General features: G+C 53.0%; 16 protein-coding genes. All 16 read left to right on the top strand.

Going from position 1 to position 17,940, the window contains the following annotated elements:
- Window positions 1-183: 183 nt before the first annotated feature.
- The 16 genes from sdhC to tolA all read left to right on the top strand — a co-directional run bounded on the left by sdhC (window position 184) and on the right by tolA (window position 17,879).
- A complete protein-coding gene (gene sdhC, locus HV477_RS05285) occupies window positions 184-588 on the top strand; it encodes a succinate dehydrogenase cytochrome b556 subunit (protein WP_000263340.1) in 405 nt (134 codons plus the stop codon).
- A complete protein-coding gene (gene sdhD / locus HV477_RS05280; RefSeq protein WP_000254356.1) occupies window positions 582-929 on the top strand; it encodes a succinate dehydrogenase membrane anchor subunit in 348 nt (115 codons plus the stop codon). The genes sdhC and sdhD overlap by 7 nt, the downstream gene beginning before the upstream one ends.
- Window positions 929-2,695, top strand: a complete 1,767-nt coding sequence (gene sdhA, locus HV477_RS05275; protein ID WP_000775561.1) for a succinate dehydrogenase flavoprotein subunit — start codon at window positions 929-931, stop codon at window positions 2,693-2,695. The genes sdhD and sdhA overlap by 1 nt, the downstream gene beginning before the upstream one ends.
- Before the next feature lie 16 nt (window positions 2,696-2,711).
- Window positions 2,712-3,428, top strand: a complete 717-nt coding sequence (sdhB, locus tag HV477_RS05270; RefSeq protein ID WP_001537859.1) for a succinate dehydrogenase iron-sulfur subunit SdhB — start codon at window positions 2,712-2,714, stop codon at window positions 3,426-3,428.
- A gap of 525 nt (window positions 3,429-3,953) precedes the next feature.
- On the top strand, window positions 3,954-6,755 hold the full coding sequence (gene sucA / locus HV477_RS05265; RefSeq protein ID WP_001181504.1) for a 2-oxoglutarate dehydrogenase E1 component: 2,802 nt from the start codon (window positions 3,954-3,956) through the stop codon (window positions 6,753-6,755).
- Between the two features lie 14 nt (window positions 6,756-6,769).
- On the top strand, window positions 6,770-7,978 hold the full coding sequence (odhB, locus tag HV477_RS05260) for a 2-oxoglutarate dehydrogenase complex dihydrolipoyllysine-residue succinyltransferase (protein WP_000099858.1): 1,209 nt from the start codon (window positions 6,770-6,772) through the stop codon (window positions 7,976-7,978).
- Window positions 7,979-8,119: 141 nt separating this feature from the next.
- On the top strand, window positions 8,120-9,286 hold the full coding sequence (gene sucC / locus HV477_RS05255; protein ID WP_001048590.1) for an ADP-forming succinate--CoA ligase subunit beta: 1,167 nt from the start codon (window positions 8,120-8,122) through the stop codon (window positions 9,284-9,286).
- The gene (gene sucD, locus HV477_RS05250) at window positions 9,286-10,155 is read left to right on the top strand and encodes a succinate--CoA ligase subunit alpha (protein ID WP_000114631.1); all 870 of its coding nucleotides are present in this window, start codon (window positions 9,286-9,288) and stop codon (window positions 10,153-10,155) included. The genes sucC and sucD overlap by 1 nt, the downstream gene beginning before the upstream one ends.
- 1,582 nt (window positions 10,156-11,737) lie before the next feature.
- Window positions 11,738-13,306, top strand: a complete 1,569-nt coding sequence (cydA, locus tag HV477_RS05245) for a cytochrome ubiquinol oxidase subunit I (RefSeq protein ID WP_000884369.1) — start codon at window positions 11,738-11,740, stop codon at window positions 13,304-13,306.
- Between the two features lie 15 nt (window positions 13,307-13,321).
- The gene (gene cydB, locus HV477_RS05240; RefSeq protein WP_000568258.1) at window positions 13,322-14,461 is read left to right on the top strand and encodes a cytochrome d ubiquinol oxidase subunit II; all 1,140 of its coding nucleotides are present in this window, start codon (window positions 13,322-13,324) and stop codon (window positions 14,459-14,461) included.
- 14 nt (window positions 14,462-14,475) lie between these two features.
- Window positions 14,476-14,589, top strand: coding sequence for a cytochrome bd-I oxidase subunit CydX (gene cydX / locus HV477_RS05235; RefSeq protein WP_000270278.1), 114 nt, complete (start codon window positions 14,476-14,478; stop codon window positions 14,587-14,589).
- Complete coding sequence (ybgE, locus tag HV477_RS05230) at window positions 14,589-14,882, top strand: cyd operon protein YbgE (RefSeq protein WP_000148790.1); 294 nt, start codon at window positions 14,589-14,591, stop codon at window positions 14,880-14,882. Before cydX ends, ybgE begins: the two co-directional genes overlap by 1 nt.
- A 228-nt stretch (window positions 14,883-15,110) precedes the next feature.
- Window positions 15,111-15,515, top strand: a complete 405-nt coding sequence (gene ybgC / locus HV477_RS05225) for a tol-pal system-associated acyl-CoA thioesterase (RefSeq protein ID WP_001046240.1) — start codon at window positions 15,111-15,113, stop codon at window positions 15,513-15,515.
- Window positions 15,512-16,204, top strand: a complete 693-nt coding sequence (tolQ, locus tag HV477_RS05220; protein WP_000131318.1) for a Tol-Pal system protein TolQ — start codon at window positions 15,512-15,514, stop codon at window positions 16,202-16,204. The genes ybgC and tolQ overlap by 4 nt, the downstream gene beginning before the upstream one ends.
- A 3-nt stretch (window positions 16,205-16,207) precedes the next feature.
- A complete protein-coding gene (gene tolR / locus HV477_RS05215) occupies window positions 16,208-16,636 on the top strand; it encodes a colicin uptake protein TolR (RefSeq protein WP_000124676.1) in 429 nt (142 codons plus the stop codon).
- 64 nt (window positions 16,637-16,700) lie between these two features.
- Entirely contained in the window at window positions 16,701-17,879 is a 1,179-nt protein-coding gene (gene tolA, locus HV477_RS05210; protein ID WP_114063896.1) for a cell envelope integrity protein TolA, read from the top strand.
- Window positions 17,880-17,940 lie beyond the last annotated feature (61 nt).

Raw genomic sequence — 17,940 nt, 5'->3', positions numbered from 1 at the left:
GAGCCACCCAGCGTTGTAACGTGTCGTTTTAGCTACTGGAAGCAGTGTTTTACATGACGCGCAGTTATAGAAAGGACGCTGTCTGACCCGCACGCAGACCGGAGGAAGGAAATCCCGTCGTCTTTCTGGCTACAGGTAGATTCACCTCTGTAACCGAAGTCTTAAGGGAATAATAAGAACAGCATGTGGGCGTTATTCATGATAAGAAATGTGAAAAAACAAAGACCTGTCAATCTGGATCTACAAACGATTCGGTTCCCCATCACAGCGATAGCGTCCATTCTCCATCGCGTATCCGGTGTGATTACTTTCATCGCCGTCGGCATACTACTGTGGCTACTGGGCACCAGCCTCTCTTCTCCGGAAGGATTCCAGCAGGCCGCCGATATCATGGACGGCTTCATCGTTAAATTTATCATGTGGGGCATCCTTACCGCGCTGGCGTATCACGTCATCGTGGGAATTCGTCACATGTTAATGGATTTTGGCTATCTGGAAGAAACATTCGAAGCGGGTCAACGCTCTGCCAAAATCTCTTTTGTTATCACTGTCGTGCTTTCACTTCTCGCAGGAGTCCTCGTATGGTAAGCAACGCCTCCGCATTAGGACGCAATGGCGTACATGACTTCATCCTGGTCCGTGCTACCGCTATCGTTCTGACGTTATACATCATCTACATGGTGGGTTTTTTCGCCACGAGCGGCGAACTGACCTTTGAAGCCTGGACCGGTTTCTTCTCATCGGCCTTCACCAAAGTCTTCACCCTGCTGGCGCTTTTTTCCATCTTGATTCATGCCTGGATCGGCATGTGGCAGGTGTTAACCGACTACGTTAAACCACTGGCAGTGCGTCTGATACTGCAACTCGTTATTGTTGTTGCGCTGGTGGTTTACGTCATCTATGGATTTGTTGTGGTGTGGGGTGTGTAATGAAACTGCCAGTCAGAGAATTTGATGCTGTTGTGATTGGTGCCGGTGGCGCAGGTATGCGCGCGGCGCTGCAAATTTCCCAGAGCGGCCAAACCTGTGCGCTGCTCTCGAAAGTCTTCCCGACCCGTTCCCATACCGTTTCCGCGCAGGGCGGTATCACCGTGGCGCTCGGCAATACCCATGAAGATAACTGGGAATGGCACATGTACGACACCGTTAAGGGGTCGGACTACATTGGTGACCAGGATGCCATCGAATATATGTGTAAGACCGGACCGGAAGCGATTCTGGAACTGGAGCACATGGGGCTACCGTTCTCCCGTCTTGATGATGGACGTATCTATCAGCGCCCGTTCGGCGGCCAGTCGAAAAACTTTGGCGGCGAGCAGGCGGCACGTACCGCGGCGGCGGCTGACCGTACCGGTCACGCCTTGCTACACACGCTGTATCAACAGAATTTGAAAAACCACACCACGATTTTCTCCGAATGGTATGCGCTGGATCTGGTGAAAAACCAGGATGGCGCGGTGGTGGGGTGTACCGCACTGTGCATCGAAACCGGTGAAGTGGTGTACTTCAAAGCCCGCGCGACGGTGCTGGCGACCGGCGGCGCAGGCCGTATCTACCAGTCCACCACCAACGCTCACATCAACACCGGTGACGGTGTCGGTATGGCGCTGCGTGCCGGTGTCCCGGTGCAGGACATGGAAATGTGGCAGTTCCACCCGACCGGCATCGCCGGGGCGGGCGTGCTGGTGACAGAAGGCTGCCGCGGCGAAGGCGGTTACCTGCTGAACAAACACGGCGAGCGCTTTATGGAGCGTTATGCGCCGAACGCCAAAGACCTGGCGGGTCGTGACGTGGTGGCGCGTTCCATCATGATCGAAATCCGTGAAGGTCGCGGCTGTGATGGTCCGTGGGGGCCGCACGCTAAACTGAAACTGGATCACCTGGGTAAAGAGGTGCTGGAATCTCGCCTGCCGGGTATCCTGGAGCTGTCCCGTACTTTCGCCCACGTTGACCCGGTGAAAGAGCCGATTCCGGTTATCCCGACCTGCCACTACATGATGGGCGGTATTCCGACTAAAGTGACCGGTCAGGCGCTGACCGTGAACGAGCAGGGCGAAGATGTGGTGATTCCGGGGCTGTTTGCGGTAGGCGAAATCGCCTGTGTATCGGTTCACGGCGCCAACCGTCTGGGCGGTAACTCACTGCTGGATCTGGTGGTCTTTGGCCGCGCGGCGGGGCTGCATTTACAGGAATCCATCGCCGAGCAGGGCGTGCTGCGCGACGCCAGCGAGTCTGACGTTGAAGGTTCTCTGGAGCGCCTGAATCGCTGGAACAATAACCGCAATGGCGAAGATCCGGTGGCTATCCGCAAAGCGTTGCAGGAGTGTATGCAGCATAACTTCTCCGTATTCCGTGAAGGCGACGCGATGGCGAAAGGGCTTGAGCAGTTGAAAGTGATCCGCGAGCGTCTGAAAAACGCCCGTCTGGATGACACGTCCAGCGAGTTTAATACCCAGCGTGTTGAGTGTCTGGAGCTGGATAACCTGATGGAAACCGCCTACGCCACTGCCGTATCAGCCAACTTCCGAACGGAAAGCCGCGGCGCGCATAGCCGCTTCGATTTCCCGGAGCGTGATGATGCCAACTGGTTGTGTCATACCCTGTATCAGCCGCAAACGGAATCCATGACGCGCCGAAGCGTCAATATGGAGCCGAAACTGCGTCCGGCGTTCCCGCCGAAGATTCGTACTTATTAATTGCGGAGACAGGATGATGAAACTCGAATTTTCGATTTATCGTTATAACCCGGATGTCGATAACGCTCCGCGTATGCAGGATTACACCCTGGAAGGCGAAGAAGGGCGCGACATGATGCTGCTGGATGCGTTAATCCAGCTTAAAGAAAAAGATCCCAGCCTTTCTTTCCGCCGTTCCTGCCGCGAAGGCGTGTGTGGTTCTGATGGTTTGAATATGAACGGTAAGAATGGTCTGGCCTGTATTACCCCTATTTCGGCGCTGACTCAGCCGGGTAAGAAGATTGTGATTCGCCCGCTGCCCGGTTTGCCGGTGATCCGCGATTTGGTGGTAGACATGGGGCAATTCTACGCACAATATGAGAAGATTAAGCCTTACTTATTGAATAATGGGCAAAATCCACCGGCTCGTGAGCATCTGCAGATGCCGGAGCAGCGTGAAAAACTCGATGGGCTGTATGAATGTATTCTTTGCGCCTGTTGCTCAACATCCTGCCCGTCATTCTGGTGGAACCCGGATAAGTTTATCGGTCCGGCGGGGCTGCTCGCGGCGTATCGATTCCTGATCGATAGCCGTGATACCGAGACCGACAGTCGTCTGGAAGGGATGAGCGATGCATTCAGCGTATTCCGCTGTCACAGCATTATGAACTGCGTCAGTGTATGCCCTAAGGGACTGAACCCGACGCGCGCTATCGGCCATATTAAGTCGATGCTGTTGCAGCGTAGCGCATAAGTAGTTGTAGTGGTTGCCGGATGGCGACGTACCGTCTTATCCGGCCTACAGGTTACGTATTCTGTAGGCCTGATAAGCCAGGCGCCATCGGGCAATAGAAGTGCAGGAAACCTCTAAAAACTGCCATATGATTAGTAATAATCGAGATGTTCAGAGCGAGACAAGGCGCGGTCTGAACGAATCTTCGGGAGCATAGTTAACTATGTGACCGGAGTGAGCGAAGGCCGCAACGCAGTCGTAGCCTGAACAGCGAAGATTATTAGACAGTTTTTAAAGGTTCCTTAGCGGACGCAGATGACACGACAGTCCGCAACAAGTGAACCCCGGCACGCATACAGCGTATGCGTGGTTAGTATCCACGGCGAAATACTCGTCATAGTTCACGTTGCATGTGCGTTGGCTGCACTTGCTCACCCCGGTCACTTACTGGATGTAAGCTCCCAGGGATTCGCAAGCTTGCCGCCTTCCTGAAACGTGACCTATTTAGAGTATTAAATAAGCAGAAAAGATGCTTAAGGGATCACGATGCAGAACAGCGCTTTGAAAGCCTGGTTGGACTCTTCTTACCTCTCTGGTTCGAATCAGAGCTGGATAGAACAGCTCTATGAAGACTTCTTAACCGATCCTGACTCGGTAGACGCTAACTGGCGTTTGACGTTCCAGCAGTTACCTGGTACCGGAGTCAAACCGGATCAACTCCATTCAAAAACACGTGAATATTTCCGGCGGCAGGCGTTGGCTGGCTCACGTCACTCTTCTACGATTTCCGACCCTGACACCAATGTGAAGCAGGTTAAAGTCCTGCAGCTTATTAACGCTTATCGTTTCCGTGGCCATCAGCATGCAAACCTCGATCCGCTGGGTCTTTGGAAACAAGAACGCGTGGCGGATCTGGACCCTTCTTTCCATGATTTGACCGAGGCCGATTTCCAGGAAACCTTCAATGTCGGCTCCTTTGCCAGCGGCAAAGAGACGATGAAGCTGGGCGAGCTGCTCGACGCGCTCAAACAGACCTACTGCGGCCCGATTGGCGCTGAGTATATGCACATCACCAGCACCGAAGAGAAACGCTGGATCCAACAGCGCATCGAATCCGGTCGTGCGGCCTTTAGCGCTGACGAGAAAAAACGCTTCCTGAACGAACTGACCGCCGCTGAAGGGCTGGAACGTTATCTGGGCGCCAAATTCCCGGGTGCGAAACGTTTCTCGCTCGAGGGGGGAGATGCGCTGATACCCATGCTGAAAGAGATGGTTCGCCATGCGGGTAACAGCGGCACTCGCGAAGTGGTGCTGGGGATGGCGCACCGCGGTCGCCTGAACGTGCTGATCAACGTACTGGGTAAAAAACCGCAGGATCTGTTCGACGAATTTGCCGGTAAGCATAAAGAACATCTGGGTACCGGCGACGTGAAGTATCACATGGGCTTCTCGTCAGATATCGAAACCGAAGGCGGTCTGGTTCACCTGGCGCTGGCGTTTAACCCATCGCATCTGGAAATTGTGAGCCCGGTGGTGATGGGCTCCGTGCGCGCCCGTCTGGACAGACTGGACGAACCGAGCAGCAACAAAGTGTTGCCGATCACTATTCACGGCGACGCCGCGGTGACCGGCCAGGGCGTGGTTCAGGAAACCCTGAACATGTCGAAAGCGCGCGGTTACGAAGTGGGCGGTACGGTACGTATCGTTATCAACAACCAGGTGGGCTTCACCACCTCTAACCCACTGGATGCGCGTTCAACGCCTTACTGCACCGATATCGGTAAAATGGTCCAGGCGCCGATTTTCCACGTCAACGCGGACGATCCGGAAGCCGTCGCTTTTGTGACCCGTCTGGCGCTGGACTTCCGTAATACCTTTAAACGCGATGTCTTTATCGATCTGGTGTGCTACCGCCGTCACGGCCACAACGAAGCCGACGAGCCAAGCGCAACCCAGCCGCTGATGTACCAGAAAATCAAAAAGCATCCGACGCCGCGTAAAATCTACGCCGACAAACTGGAAGCTGATAAGGTCGCAACGCTGGAAGATGCCACCGAAATGGTCAACCTCTATCGCGATGCGCTGGATGCTGGCGAGTGCGTAGTGAAAGAGTGGCGTCCGATGAACATGCACTCCTTCACCTGGTCGCCATATCTCAACCACGAATGGGACGAAAGCTACCCGAACAAAGTTGAGATGAAGCGTCTGCAGGAGCTGGCAAAACGTATCAGCACCGTGCCGGAAGCCATTGAAATGCAGTCTCGCGTGGCGAAAATTTATGGCGACCGTCAGGCAATGGCGGCAGGCGAGAAATTGTTTGACTGGGGCGGCGCGGAAAATCTGGCTTACGCCACGCTGGTCGATGAAGGCATTCCGGTGCGCCTGTCCGGGGAAGACTCCGGTCGCGGCACCTTCTTCCATCGTCATGCGGTGATCCACAACCAGACGAACGGCTCAACGTATACGCCGTTGCAGCATATTCACAGCGGTCAGGGACAGTTTAAAGTCTGGGACTCCGTGCTGTCTGAAGAAGCGGTACTGGCTTTTGAATACGGTTATGCCACGGCGGAACCACGTACCCTGACTATCTGGGAAGCGCAGTTTGGCGATTTTGCCAACGGCGCGCAGGTAGTGATTGACCAGTTCATCTCCTCCGGCGAGCAGAAATGGGGCCGGATGTGCGGTCTGGTGATGCTGTTGCCGCACGGCTATGAAGGGCAGGGGCCGGAGCACTCTTCCGCGCGTCTGGAACGTTATCTGCAACTTTGCGCCGAGCAGAATATGCAGGTTTGCGTGCCGTCCACCCCGGCGCAGGTCTACCATATGCTGCGCCGTCAGGCGCTGCGCGGGATGCGTCGTCCGCTGGTGGTGATGTCGCCGAAATCGCTGCTGCGTCACCCGCTGGCGGTTTCCACGCTTGATGAACTGGCGAACGGTTCCTTCCAGCCGGCCATTGGCGAAATTGACGAGCTGGACCCTAAAGCCGTAAAACGCGTGGTAATGTGTTCTGGTAAGGTTTATTACGACCTGCTGGAACAACGTCGCAAAAACGACCAGAAAGATGTCGCTATCGTGCGCATCGAACAGCTCTATCCGTTCCCGCATAAAGCGGTGCAGGAAGCGCTGCAACCATACGCTCACGTCCATGATTTTGTCTGGTGCCAGGAAGAGCCGCTCAACCAGGGCGCATGGTACTGCAGTCAGCATCATTTCCGTGAAGTGATTCCGTTTGGGGCCGCTCTGCGTTATGCAGGTCGCCCGGCCTCCGCCTCTCCGGCGGTAGGGTATATGTCCGTTCACCAGAAACAGCAACAAGATCTGGTTAATGACGCGCTGAACGTCGATTAAATAAAGGATAAATAATGAGTAGCGTAGATATTCTTGTTCCCGACCTGCCTGAGTCCGTAGCGGACGCGACCGTCGCCACCTGGCATAAAAAACCGGGTGATGCGGTTGTTCGTGACGAAGTGCTGGTAGAAATCGAAACTGACAAAGTGGTACTGGAAGTACCGGCATCAGCGGACGGCATTCTGGATGCGGTTCTGGAAGAGGAGGGGACCACTGTCACCTCTCGCCAGATCCTGGGTCGCCTGCGTGAAGGCAACAGCGCGGGTAAAGAGACCAGCGCGAAATCTGAAGAGAAAGCGTCTACGCCGGCACAGCGCCAGCAGGCTTCGCTGGAAGAACAAAACAACGATGCGCTCAGCCCGGCGATCCGTCGCCTGCTGGCTGAACACAATCTGGAAGCCAGCGCCATTAAAGGCACTGGTGTGGGTGGGCGTCTGACCCGTGAAGATGTGGAAAAACATCTGGCGAAAGGCGAGTCTAAAGCACCCGCTGTTGAACCTGCAGCACAACCCGCTCTGGGCGCGCGCGGCGAAAAACGCGTGCCAATGACCCGCCTGCGTAAGCGCGTGGCCGAGCGTCTGCTGGAAGCGAAAAATTCCACCGCCATGCTGACGACCTTCAATGAAGTCAACATGAAGCCGATTATGGATTTGCGTAAGCAGTATGGCGAAGTGTTTGAAAAACGTCATGGTATCCGCCTGGGCTTTATGTCCTTCTACGTGAAAGCGGTAGTGGAAGCGCTGAAGCGTTATCCGGAAGTGAACGCCTCTATCGACGGCGATGACGTGGTGTATCACAACTACTTTGATGTGAGCATGGCGGTGTCTACGCCGCGCGGCCTGGTCACGCCGGTATTACGTGACGTGGATACGCTGGGCATGGCTGACATCGAGAAAAAAATTAAAGAACTGGCTGTCAAAGGCCGCGACGGCAAGCTGACCGTAGAAGACCTGACCGGCGGTAACTTTACCATTACCAACGGCGGCGTATTCGGTTCGCTGATGTCTACCCCGATCATCAACCCGCCGCAGAGCGCGATTCTGGGAATGCATGCTATTAAAGACAGGCCTATGGCGGTGGATGGCAAGGTGGAAATCCTGCCGATGATGTACCTGGCGCTCTCTTACGATCATCGCCTGATCGATGGTCGCGAATCCGTGGGCTTCCTGGTCACCATCAAAGAGTTGCTGGAAGATCCGACCCGTCTGCTGTTGGACGTGTAGTCAGCAAGAGCATCACCTGCTACCTGTAGGCCGGATAAGGCGTTCACGCCGCCATCCGGCGATGGTGTAATGCCTGATGGCGCGCAGCTTTCAGGCCTACAGGTCTAAAGATAACGATTACCTGAAGGATGGACAGAACACATGAACTTACATGAATATCAGGCAAAACAACTTTTTGCCCGCTATGGCTTACCGGCGCCGGTGGGTTATGCCTGTACTACTCCGCGTGAAGCCGAAGAAGCCGCGTCTAAAATCGGTGCCGGCCCGTGGGTAGTGAAATGTCAGGTTCACGCTGGCGGCCGCGGCAAAGCGGGCGGTGTGAAGGTAGTAAAAAGCAAAGAAGAGATTCGCGCCTTCGCGGAAAACTGGCTGGGCAAACGTCTGGTGACCTATCAAACAGACGCTAATGGCCAACCGGTAAACCAGATTCTGGTTGAAGCGGCGACCGACATCGGCAAAGAACTGTACCTCGGCGCGGTAGTTGACCGTAGTTCTCGTCGCGTGGTCTTTATGGCGTCTACCGAAGGCGGCGTAGAGATCGAAAAAGTCGCGGAGGAAACCCCGCATCTGATCCATAAAGTCGCACTCGATCCGCTGACCGGCCCGATGCCGTATCAGGGACGGGAACTGGCGTTCAAATTGGGTCTGGAAGGTAAACTGGTGCAGCAGTTCACCAAAATCTTTATGGGCCTGGCAACCATTTTCCTTGAGCGCGACCTGGCGCTGATCGAAATCAACCCGCTGGTGATTACTAAGCAGGGCGATCTGATTTGCCTCGACGGCAAGCTGGGCGCTGACGGCAACGCGCTGTTCCGCCAGCCGGATCTGCGCGAAATGCGCGACCAGTCTCAGGAAGACCCGCGTGAAGCGCAGGCGGCACAGTGGGAACTGAACTACGTCGCGCTGGACGGCAACATCGGTTGCATGGTGAACGGCGCGGGTCTGGCGATGGGCACCATGGACATCGTTAAGCTGCATGGCGGCGAACCGGCTAACTTCCTTGACGTAGGCGGCGGCGCAACCAAAGAGCGCGTCACCGAAGCGTTTAAAATTATCCTCTCGGATGACAACGTGAAAGCGGTTCTGGTTAACATCTTCGGCGGTATCGTCCGTTGTGACCTGATTGCCGACGGTATCATCGGCGCGGTGGAAGAAGTGGGCGTGAACGTTCCGGTGGTGGTGCGCCTGGAAGGCAACAACGCCGAACTCGGCGCGAAGAAACTGGCTGACAGTGGCCTGAATATTATTGCAGCGAAAAGTCTGACGGATGCAGCTCAGCAGGTTGTTGCCGCAGTGGAGGGGAAATAATGTCCGTTTTAATTAATAAAGATACCAAGGTTATCTGCCAGGGCTTCACCGGTAGCCAGGGGACTTTCCACTCCGAACAGGCGATTGCTTACGGTACGCAAATGGTCGGCGGCGTAACGCCGGGCAAAGGCGGCACCACGCATCTGGGTCTGCCGGTGTTCAACACCGTGCGCGAAGCGGTAGAAGCTACCGGTGCGACCGCATCCGTTATCTACGTCCCGGCGCCGTTCTGCAAAGACTCCATTCTGGAAGCGATCGACGCAGGCATCAAACTGATTATCACCATCACCGAAGGTATTCCGACTCTGGATATGCTGACCGTGAAAGTGAAGCTGGACGAAGCGGGCGTACGCATGATCGGCCCGAACTGCCCAGGTGTGATCACCCCGGGCGAATGCAAAATCGGCATCATGCCGGGTCATATTCATAAGCCGGGTAAAGTGGGTATCGTTTCCCGTTCCGGCACGCTGACCTACGAAGCGGTTAAGCAGACCACCGACTACGGTTTCGGCCAGTCCACCTGCGTGGGTATCGGCGGCGACCCGATTCCGGGCTCTAACTTCATCGACATTCTGAAATTGTTCCAGGAAGATCCGCAGACTGAAGCGATTGTGATGATCGGCGAGATCGGCGGTAGCGCAGAAGAAGAAGCGGCGGCTTATATTAAAGACCACGTGACCAAGCCGGTTGTTGGCTATATCGCGGGTGTTACCGCGCCGAAAGGCAAGCGTATGGGCCACGCGGGCGCCATCATTGCCGGTGGTAAAGGCACTGCGGATGAAAAATTCGCCGCGCTGGAAGCCGCGGGCGTGAAAACCGTTCGCAGCCTGGCCGATATCGGCGAAGCGCTGAAAGCAATTATAAAATAAAACTCGCTGTTCCTGCGGGAACAGATAAATGTCCGTTTTCGACATGGTTGGCCACCTTTACGGTGGCCTTTTTTATGGCTTTATTGTTTGTGGCAAAGTACGGGTGAAGCATCCGGGATATAAAATTATTGGCTTTGTAAATATTGAACTATAGGAAAATAATGCCTCATTAAAAAAACATGGTGGAGTCTAAAAATAATTGATAATAACCGTCTGGCAGCGGCAGTAAATTTACTCAGTTTGCTGGTTAACTCTTTTGCAGCAAATACAGATGCTGTCTTAGTGAAATACCTGCCGACCTCACTGGAGACGGATTATGCGCTTTCCGCCATGAAAAAAACGCATTGCAGCATTACACTATGTTGACGCTAACCTCTATAGTAAATTGACGCTTGACTCTGTGGCCGCGCATGTTTGCCTGAGCGCGAACTACATGTCTCCTCAGATGTATCGCGCTTACACAGACTGCTTGTTTAATGGCAGAATAAAACAGCTATTTTAATCATAAGAGTACCGACATTATTTCCATGAAGTATTAAAGATATCGTTTAATAAATCATATGAACTTTTGCTGGTTAAAAGAGGTTAACTTTAAAAATTATTAAGAACTTATTGACACTATTCGTTCGTGATTAATCATGTTTAAAGGGTATTTATGGCTGCGAATAAACAGAATTATTACTATGAGTGACGTAGAAATTGAGGGTAAATCTGTGAAGGTGATAACAGAATCTTCACTATAATAATTATGGAGAGGCAAATACGGTGTTATTGAAATAAAGAAAAATTAGCGAATAAAATGTTTGTTTCTGGCTATCTGGAAAGCTTATTAGCGATAATTAAGGCGATAACCTGGCAAGATGATCCTGGCCGTTAGTCGTCGGGAAAGGGAAGTTGGGGCAGGGTAATCCCGGTGGGATGATGGCGCGTGTGCAATGAGATAGTTTCTTTGCGGTGTTAATTATAAGTAAAATAAAAATAGACTAAATGTATAAAATAATAAGTGTTGATAACCTACAGAAAAAATCTGTGAGCTATTTAGCAATAATTGAACATCAATGTGGAATGTTTTTTACGGGATGCGGGGCAGTAAAAAACGCACAAAATGTTTAGCCTTACCGAATAAGCCTCTTTTTACAGGGGGTTTGGAATTACTCTTTGCAAAAACAAAAAGTTAACAAAAAATTCACCATGCATTCAATGAATAAACATTATTAACATTAACTTTAAAAATTGATTTTAATCAATATTTAAATGTTGGAAAAGAGCATCAAAACTGGTTAAATTGTCCGTGATCAAATTCCCTGAAAAGCGATAGATTAGCCATAAATTGATCGCTGTCGAAAAAAGCAAATCTGACCCACTAAAAACCTGTTTATTGTAAGGGTTTTACGGCGTAATATATTTGCGGGATCAATTTGGGTTTTTTATTAACATGTTTGTAACTTTTCATCATTACTGTTTCCTTCCCGAGGGGATAGTACGATGGAAGGCCGCAAATAAATTTGTATTGGGGCATGCGTGTGACCCTTTCTAACGGGGTTCACTCTCGGAGTCTTCATGCGATGAGCAAGGAGTCATGATGTTAGATATAGTCGAACTGTCGCGCTTACAGTTTGCCTTGACCGCGATGTACCACTTCCTGTTTGTGCCGCTAACGCTCGGTATGGCGTTCCTGCTGGCCATTATGGAAACGGTATACGTCCTTTCCGGCAAACAGATTTATAAAGATATGACCAAGTTCTGGGGCAAGTTGTTTGGTATCAACTTTGCTCTGGGTGTGGCTACCGGTTTGACCATGGAGTTCCAGTTCGGGACAAACTGGTCGTACTACTCCCACTATGTTGGGGACATCTTCGGTGCGCCGCTGGCCATCGAAGGTTTGATGGCCTTCTTCCTCGAATCCACCTTTGTAGGTCTGTTCTTCTTCGGCTGGGATCGTCTGAGTAAAGTTCAGCATATGTGCGTCACCTGGCTGGTGGCTCTGGGGTCCAACCTCTCCGCGTTGTGGATTCTGGTAGCGAACGGCTGGATGCAAAACCCAATCGCTGCGGATTTCAATTTCGAAACCATGCGTATGGAAATGGTGAGCTTCTCTGAACTGGTACTGAACCCGGTAGCACAGGTGAAATTTGTTCACACTGTGGCGTCCGGCTATGTCACCGGCGCGATGTTCATCCTCGGTATCAGCGCTTACTACATGCTGAAAGGTCGTGACTTCGCCTTTGCTAAACGCTCCTTTGCTATTGCCGCCAGCTTCGGTATGGCTGCCGTACTGTCCGTTATCGTACTCGGTGACGAATCCGGTTACGAAATGGGCGACGTGCAGAAAACCAAGCTCGCTGCGATTGAAGCAGAATGGGAAACGCAACCTGCTCCGGCCTCCTTTACCCTGTTCGGCATTCCTGACCAGGACAAACAGGAAAACCATCTGGCGATTCAGATCCCTTATGCGCTCGGCATTATCGCTACGCGTTCCGTGGACACGCCGGTTATTGGTCTGAAAGATCTCATGGTTCAGCATGAAGAGCGTATCCGTAACGGGATGAAAGCCTATGAACTGCTGGAGCAGCTGCGCGCCGGTTCTACCGACCAGGCCGTTCGCGACCAGTTTAACAGCATGAAGAAAGATCTCGGTTACGGCCTGCTGCTGAAACGCTATACGCCTAATGTGACTGACGCGACCGAAGCGCAGATCCAGCAAGCGACGAAAGATTCTATTCCTCGCGTTGCGCCGCTGTACTTCGCTTTCCGTATTATGGTGGCGTGCGGCTTCCTGTTGCTGGCGATTATCGCACTCTCCTTCTGGAGCGTGATTCGTAACCGCATCGGTGAGAAAAAATGGCTGTTGCGTGCGGCGCTGTACGGTATTCCACTGCCGTGGATTGCGGTTGAAGCAGGTTGGTTCGTCGCCGAGTATGGTCGTCAGCCGTGGGCGATCGGCGAAGTGTTGCCGACAGCTGTGGCGAACTCATCGCTGACCGTGGGCGATCTGCTGTTCTCCATGTTCCTGATTTGCGGCCTGTATACCCTGTTCCTGGTGGCAGAATTGTTCCTGATGTTCAAATTTGCACGCCTTGGCCCAAGCAGCCTGAAAACCGGTCGCTATCACTTTGAGCAGTCCACCGTGACTTCTCAGCCGGCACGCTAAGACAGGAGTCGTCAAATGATCGATTATGAAGTACTACGTTTTATCTGGTGGCTGCTGGTTGGCATTTTGCTAATTGGTTTCGCTGTCACCGATGGGTTCGACATGGGGGTGGGGATGCTCACCCGTTTCCTCGGTCGTAACGACACCGAACGTCGAATTATGATTAACTCTATCGCTCCACACTGGGACGGTAACCAGGTGTGGTTGATCACCGCGGGCGGTGCGTTGTTTGCTGCCTGGCCGATGGTTTACGCTGCGGCGTTCTCCGGTTTCTATGTGGCGATGATCCTGGTACTGGCGTCTTTGTTCTTCCGTCCGGTCGGTTTTGATTACCGTTCCAAGATTGAAGACCCGCGCTGGCGCAACATGTGGGACTGGGGCGTGTTCATCGGTAGCTTTGTGCCGCCGCTGGTGATTGGCGTGGCCTTTGGCAACCTGTTGCAGGGCGTACCGTTCCATGTAGATGAGTATCTGCGTCTGTACTACACCGGTAACTTCTTCCAGTTGCTGAACCCGTTTGGTCTGCTGGCGGGTATCGTAAGCGTAGGGATGATCATCACGCAGGGGGCGACTTACCTGCAAATGCGCACCGTTGGCGAACTGCACCTGCGCGCGCGCGCCACCTCGCAGATTGCGGCGCTGGTGACATTAGTGTGCTTTGCGCTGGCGGGCGTTTGGGTAATGTATGGTATTGATGGTTATGTCGTGACATCCGCGATTGACCATCATGCCGCCTCTAACCCGCTGACTAAAGAAGTGGCGCGTGAAGCTGGCGCCTGGCTGGTGAACTTTAATAATGCTCCGATCCTGTGGTTGGTTCCGGCTCTGGGCGTGGTTCTGCCGCTGCTGACTATCCTGACTTCCCGTATGGAGAAAGGCGCGTGGGCATTCCTGTTCTCTTCGCTGACCTTGGCCTGCATTATTCTGACGGCGGGTATCGCTATGTTCCCATTTGTGATGCCGTCCAGCACGATGATGAATGCCAGCCTGACCATGTGGGATGCGACATCCAGCCAGATGACGCTGAACCTGATGACCTGGGTTGCGGCGGTGTTCGTACCGATCATTCTGATCTACACCAGCTGGTGTTACTGGAAAATGTTCGGTCGTATCACTAAAGAACATATTGAAAGCAACACCCACTCTCTGTACTAAGTAAGGAGCTTAAAATGTGGTATTTCGCATGGATTCTGGGAACGCTTCTTGCCTGTGCATTCGGGATCATTACCGCCCTGGCGCTTGAGCACGTTGAAGCGGGTAAAACCGGTCAAGAAGAAAGCTAATGACCCATATTATCGCAAAACTGTATGCGGTAATGGACAAGCGCCCGTTAAGGGCGCTTTCCTTCGTGATGGCGATAGTGCTGGCAGGATGTATGTTCTGGGACCCGTCACGGTTTGCCGCCAGGACCAGCACGCTTGAAATCTGGCACGGATTATTGCTGATGTGGGCGGTTTGCGCAGGCATAATCCACGGCGTGGGTTTTCGCCCTGAATCCGTACACTGGCAAGGGATTTTTTGTCCGCTCCTTGCGGATATCGTCCTTATCGTCGGCCTGATTTTCTTCTTCTTGTGAATAAGAAACCTCCTTAAAAATATAGGGGCTTGCATAAGCCCATATATTTTTACTCTCCCTTAACTTCCCCCCATTCCCAAGCCTCATTCCCACGCGTATAGTAGCAACGTTTAAAAGCTCTACTTTTGTTGCATTACCGGGATGTAAAGTGAATACAAGGCGATATACAACGGCATTCTTGAGGCATTACGGCGGCAAGCGGATGACGCCAACAAAGAGGCTGCAGGGATGAATAAGTATATGTTTCGATGGCCAATTCGAGTTTATTACGAAGACACGGACGCCGGCGGTGTGGTTTATCACGCCAGCTATGTCGCTTTTTATGAAAGAGCGCGCACGGAGATGCTGCGTCACCATCACTTCAGCCAACAGGTGCTGCTGGCGGAGCGGGTCGCCTTTGTAGTGCGCAAGATGACGCTGGAATACTATGCGCCTGCGCGGCTCGACGATATGCTTGAAGTTCAAACAGAAATTACGTCAATGCGTGGCACCGCTTTGGTTTTCACGCAACGCATTGTCAACGCAGAGAACACGCTGCTAAATGAAGCAGAGGTTCTGATTGTTTGCGTTGATCCACTCAAAATGAAGCCTCGTGCGCTTCCTAAGTCTATTGTCGCGGAGTTTAAGCAGTGACTGACATGAATATCCTTGATTTGTTCCTGAAGGCAAGCCTTCTGGTTAAACTTATCATGTTGATTTTGATTGGTTTTTCAATAGCATCCTGGGCCATCATTATCCAGCGAACGCGTATCCTGAACGCCGCTGCGCGTGAGGCGGAAGCGTTTGAAGATAAATTCTGGTCCGGAATCGAACTATCGCGTCTGTACCAGGAAAGCCAGGGGAGACGCGATAGTCTGTCGGGCTCGGAACAAATCTTTTATAGCGGGTTCAAAGAGTTTGTCCGGCTCCATCGCGCCAACAGCCATGCGCCGGAGGCAGTGGTAGAGGGGGCGTCGCGTGCGATGCGCATCTCCATGAACCGAGAGCTGGAAACGCTGGAAACGCATATCCCGTTTCTTGGCACGGTAGGCTCTATCAGTCCTTATATCGGTCTGTTTGGCACCGTATGGGGGATTATGCATGCGTTTATCGCCCTGGGCGCGGTGAAACAGGCGACTCTGCAAATGGTTGCGCCGGGTATTGCCGAAGCATTGATTGCCACGGCGATTGGTCTGTTTGCCGCTATCCCTGCGGTTATGGCTTACAACCGACTGAATCAGCGCGTGAACAAGCTGGAACTGAATTACGACAACTTTATGGAAGAGTTCACCGCGATTCTGCACCGCCAGGCGTTTACCGTAAGCGAAAGCAACAAGGGGTAAGCCATGGCCAGAACGCGTGGACGAGGTCGTCGCGAACTTAAGTCCGAAATCAATATTGTACCGCTGCTCGACGTACTGTTGGTGCTGCTGCTGATCTTTATGGCAACCGCGCCGATCATTACCCAGAGCGTGGAAGTCGACTTGCCGGAGGCGAATCAGTCGCAGGCGGTCAGTAGTAACGACGATCCACCGGTCATTATTGAGGTTTCCGGAGTAGGGCAATACAGCGTAGTGGTTGATAAAGATCGAATGGATCAACTGCCGTCTGAACAGGTGATCGCAGAAGTAAAGCGTCATCTGCAGGCTAATCCGAAAACAGTCTTTTTAATCGGCGGCGCGAAAGAGGTGCCGTACGATGAAATAATTAAAGCGCTGAACTTGTTACACAGCGCGGGCGTAAAATCGGTTGGCTTAATGACGCAGCCAATCTGAAGTCTGCGTCCCGTTGGCTTGAAAGACGGCGAGTAACAGGCGAACAGTTTTTTGGGAACCGAGAGTGTCAAAGGCAACCGAACAAAACGACAAGCTCAAACGGGCGATAATTATTTCAGCCGTGCTGCATATCATCTTATTTGCAGTGCTGATCTGGAGTTCGTTTGATGAGCATATAGAGGCTTCTGCCGGCGGCGGCGGTGGTTCCGCTATCGACGCGGTGATGGTCGATCCTGGCGCCGTTGTGCAGCAGTACAACCGTCAGCAGGATCAACAGGCCAGCGCCAGACGCGCGGAAGAAGAGCGTAAAAAGTTGCAACAGCAGCAAGCAGAGGAGCTGCAGCAGAAGCAGGCTGCTGAACAGGAGCGGTTGAAACAACTTGAGAAAGAACGTTTAGCGGCTCAGGAGCAGCAAAAGCAGGCTGAAGAAGCGGCAAAACTGGCGCAACAGCAGCAGCAACAGGCCGAAAAAGCGGCGAAAGCGGCGGCGGACGCGAAGAAAAAAGCGGAGGCCGAAGCGGCGAAAGCGGCGGCGGACGCGAAGAAGAAAGCAGAGGCCGAAGCGGTAAAAGCGGCAGCGGACGCGAAGAAGAAAGCGGAAGCCGAAGCGGCGAAAGCGGCGGCAGACGCGAAGAAGAAAGCAGAGGCCGAAGCGGCGAAAGCTGCGTCGGAGGCGAAGAAGAAAGCGGAGGCCGAAGCGGCGAAAGCAGCGGCGGAGGCGAAGAAGAAAGCGGATGCCGAGGCGGCGAAAGCGGCGGCGGAGGCGAAGAAGAAAGCGGATGCCGCGGCGGCGAAAGCAGCGGCGGACGCTAAGAAGAAAGCGGCTGCCGAAAAAGCGGCCGCCGCAGAAGGCGTCGACGATCTGCTTGGCGATCTCAGCTCGGGTAAGAATGCGCCGAAAACCGGCGGCGGCGCGAAAGGGAATGGCCAGCCATCGAAAGATAGCGGTACATCGGGCGCTAACGGTGGGGCGACAGGCGCTGATATCAGCGCCTACGCGAAACAGATTCAGGTCGCGATTCAGAGCCGTCTGTATGATGCGAGCCTGTATCAGGGCAAACAATGTGTCTTGCATATTAGCCTGGCGCCGGATGGCTCATTAAAAAGCATTACGTCTGAGGGCGGCGATCCGGCGCTTTGTCAGGCGGCGTTAATGGCGGCAAAAACCGCGAAAATTCCTAAACCGCCAAGCCAGGCTGTTTATGAGAAAATAAAGGATGCCAAACTAGACTTTAAACTGTAGATACTTTTCTTTATGGAAGTTGGAGCGGTTGAGTTGTTACTGGTCCTGGTGGTTTTGTGTA

This window comes from Salmonella sp. SG203 (genome assembly GCF_013350575.1).
GTDB lineage: Bacteria > Pseudomonadota > Gammaproteobacteria > Enterobacterales > Enterobacteriaceae > Salmonella > Salmonella enterica.
The sequence above is the reverse complement of the archived record's forward strand: the minus strand, read 5'-3'. Positions and strand labels throughout refer to the sequence as shown.

Coding starts and splice junctions, on each gene's coding strand:
- ybgE (WP_000148790.1), top strand. CDS start 14,589: ATGACCCATATTATCGCAAAACTGTATGCGGTAATGGACAAGCGCCCG.
- sdhD (WP_000254356.1), top strand. CDS start 582: ATGGTAAGCAACGCCTCCGCATTAGGACGCAATGGCGTACATGACTTC.
- cydX (WP_000270278.1), top strand. CDS start 14,476: ATGTGGTATTTCGCATGGATTCTGGGAACGCTTCTTGCCTGTGCATTC.
- sucD (WP_000114631.1), top strand. CDS start 9,286: ATGTCCGTTTTAATTAATAAAGATACCAAGGTTATCTGCCAGGGCTTC.
- sdhC (WP_000263340.1), top strand. CDS start 184: ATGTGGGCGTTATTCATGATAAGAAATGTGAAAAAACAAAGACCTGTC.
- sucA (WP_001181504.1), top strand. CDS start 3,954: ATGCAGAACAGCGCTTTGAAAGCCTGGTTGGACTCTTCTTACCTCTCT.
- cydB (WP_000568258.1), top strand. CDS start 13,322: ATGATCGATTATGAAGTACTACGTTTTATCTGGTGGCTGCTGGTTGGC.
- sucC (WP_001048590.1), top strand. CDS start 8,120: ATGAACTTACATGAATATCAGGCAAAACAACTTTTTGCCCGCTATGGC.
- sdhB (WP_001537859.1), top strand. CDS start 2,712: ATGAAACTCGAATTTTCGATTTATCGTTATAACCCGGATGTCGATAAC.
- odhB (WP_000099858.1), top strand. CDS start 6,770: ATGAGTAGCGTAGATATTCTTGTTCCCGACCTGCCTGAGTCCGTAGCG.
- ybgC (WP_001046240.1), top strand. CDS start 15,111: ATGAATAAGTATATGTTTCGATGGCCAATTCGAGTTTATTACGAAGAC.
- cydA (WP_000884369.1), top strand. CDS start 11,738: ATGTTAGATATAGTCGAACTGTCGCGCTTACAGTTTGCCTTGACCGCG.
- sdhA (WP_000775561.1), top strand. CDS start 929: ATGAAACTGCCAGTCAGAGAATTTGATGCTGTTGTGATTGGTGCCGGT.
- tolR (WP_000124676.1), top strand. CDS start 16,208: ATGGCCAGAACGCGTGGACGAGGTCGTCGCGAACTTAAGTCCGAAATC.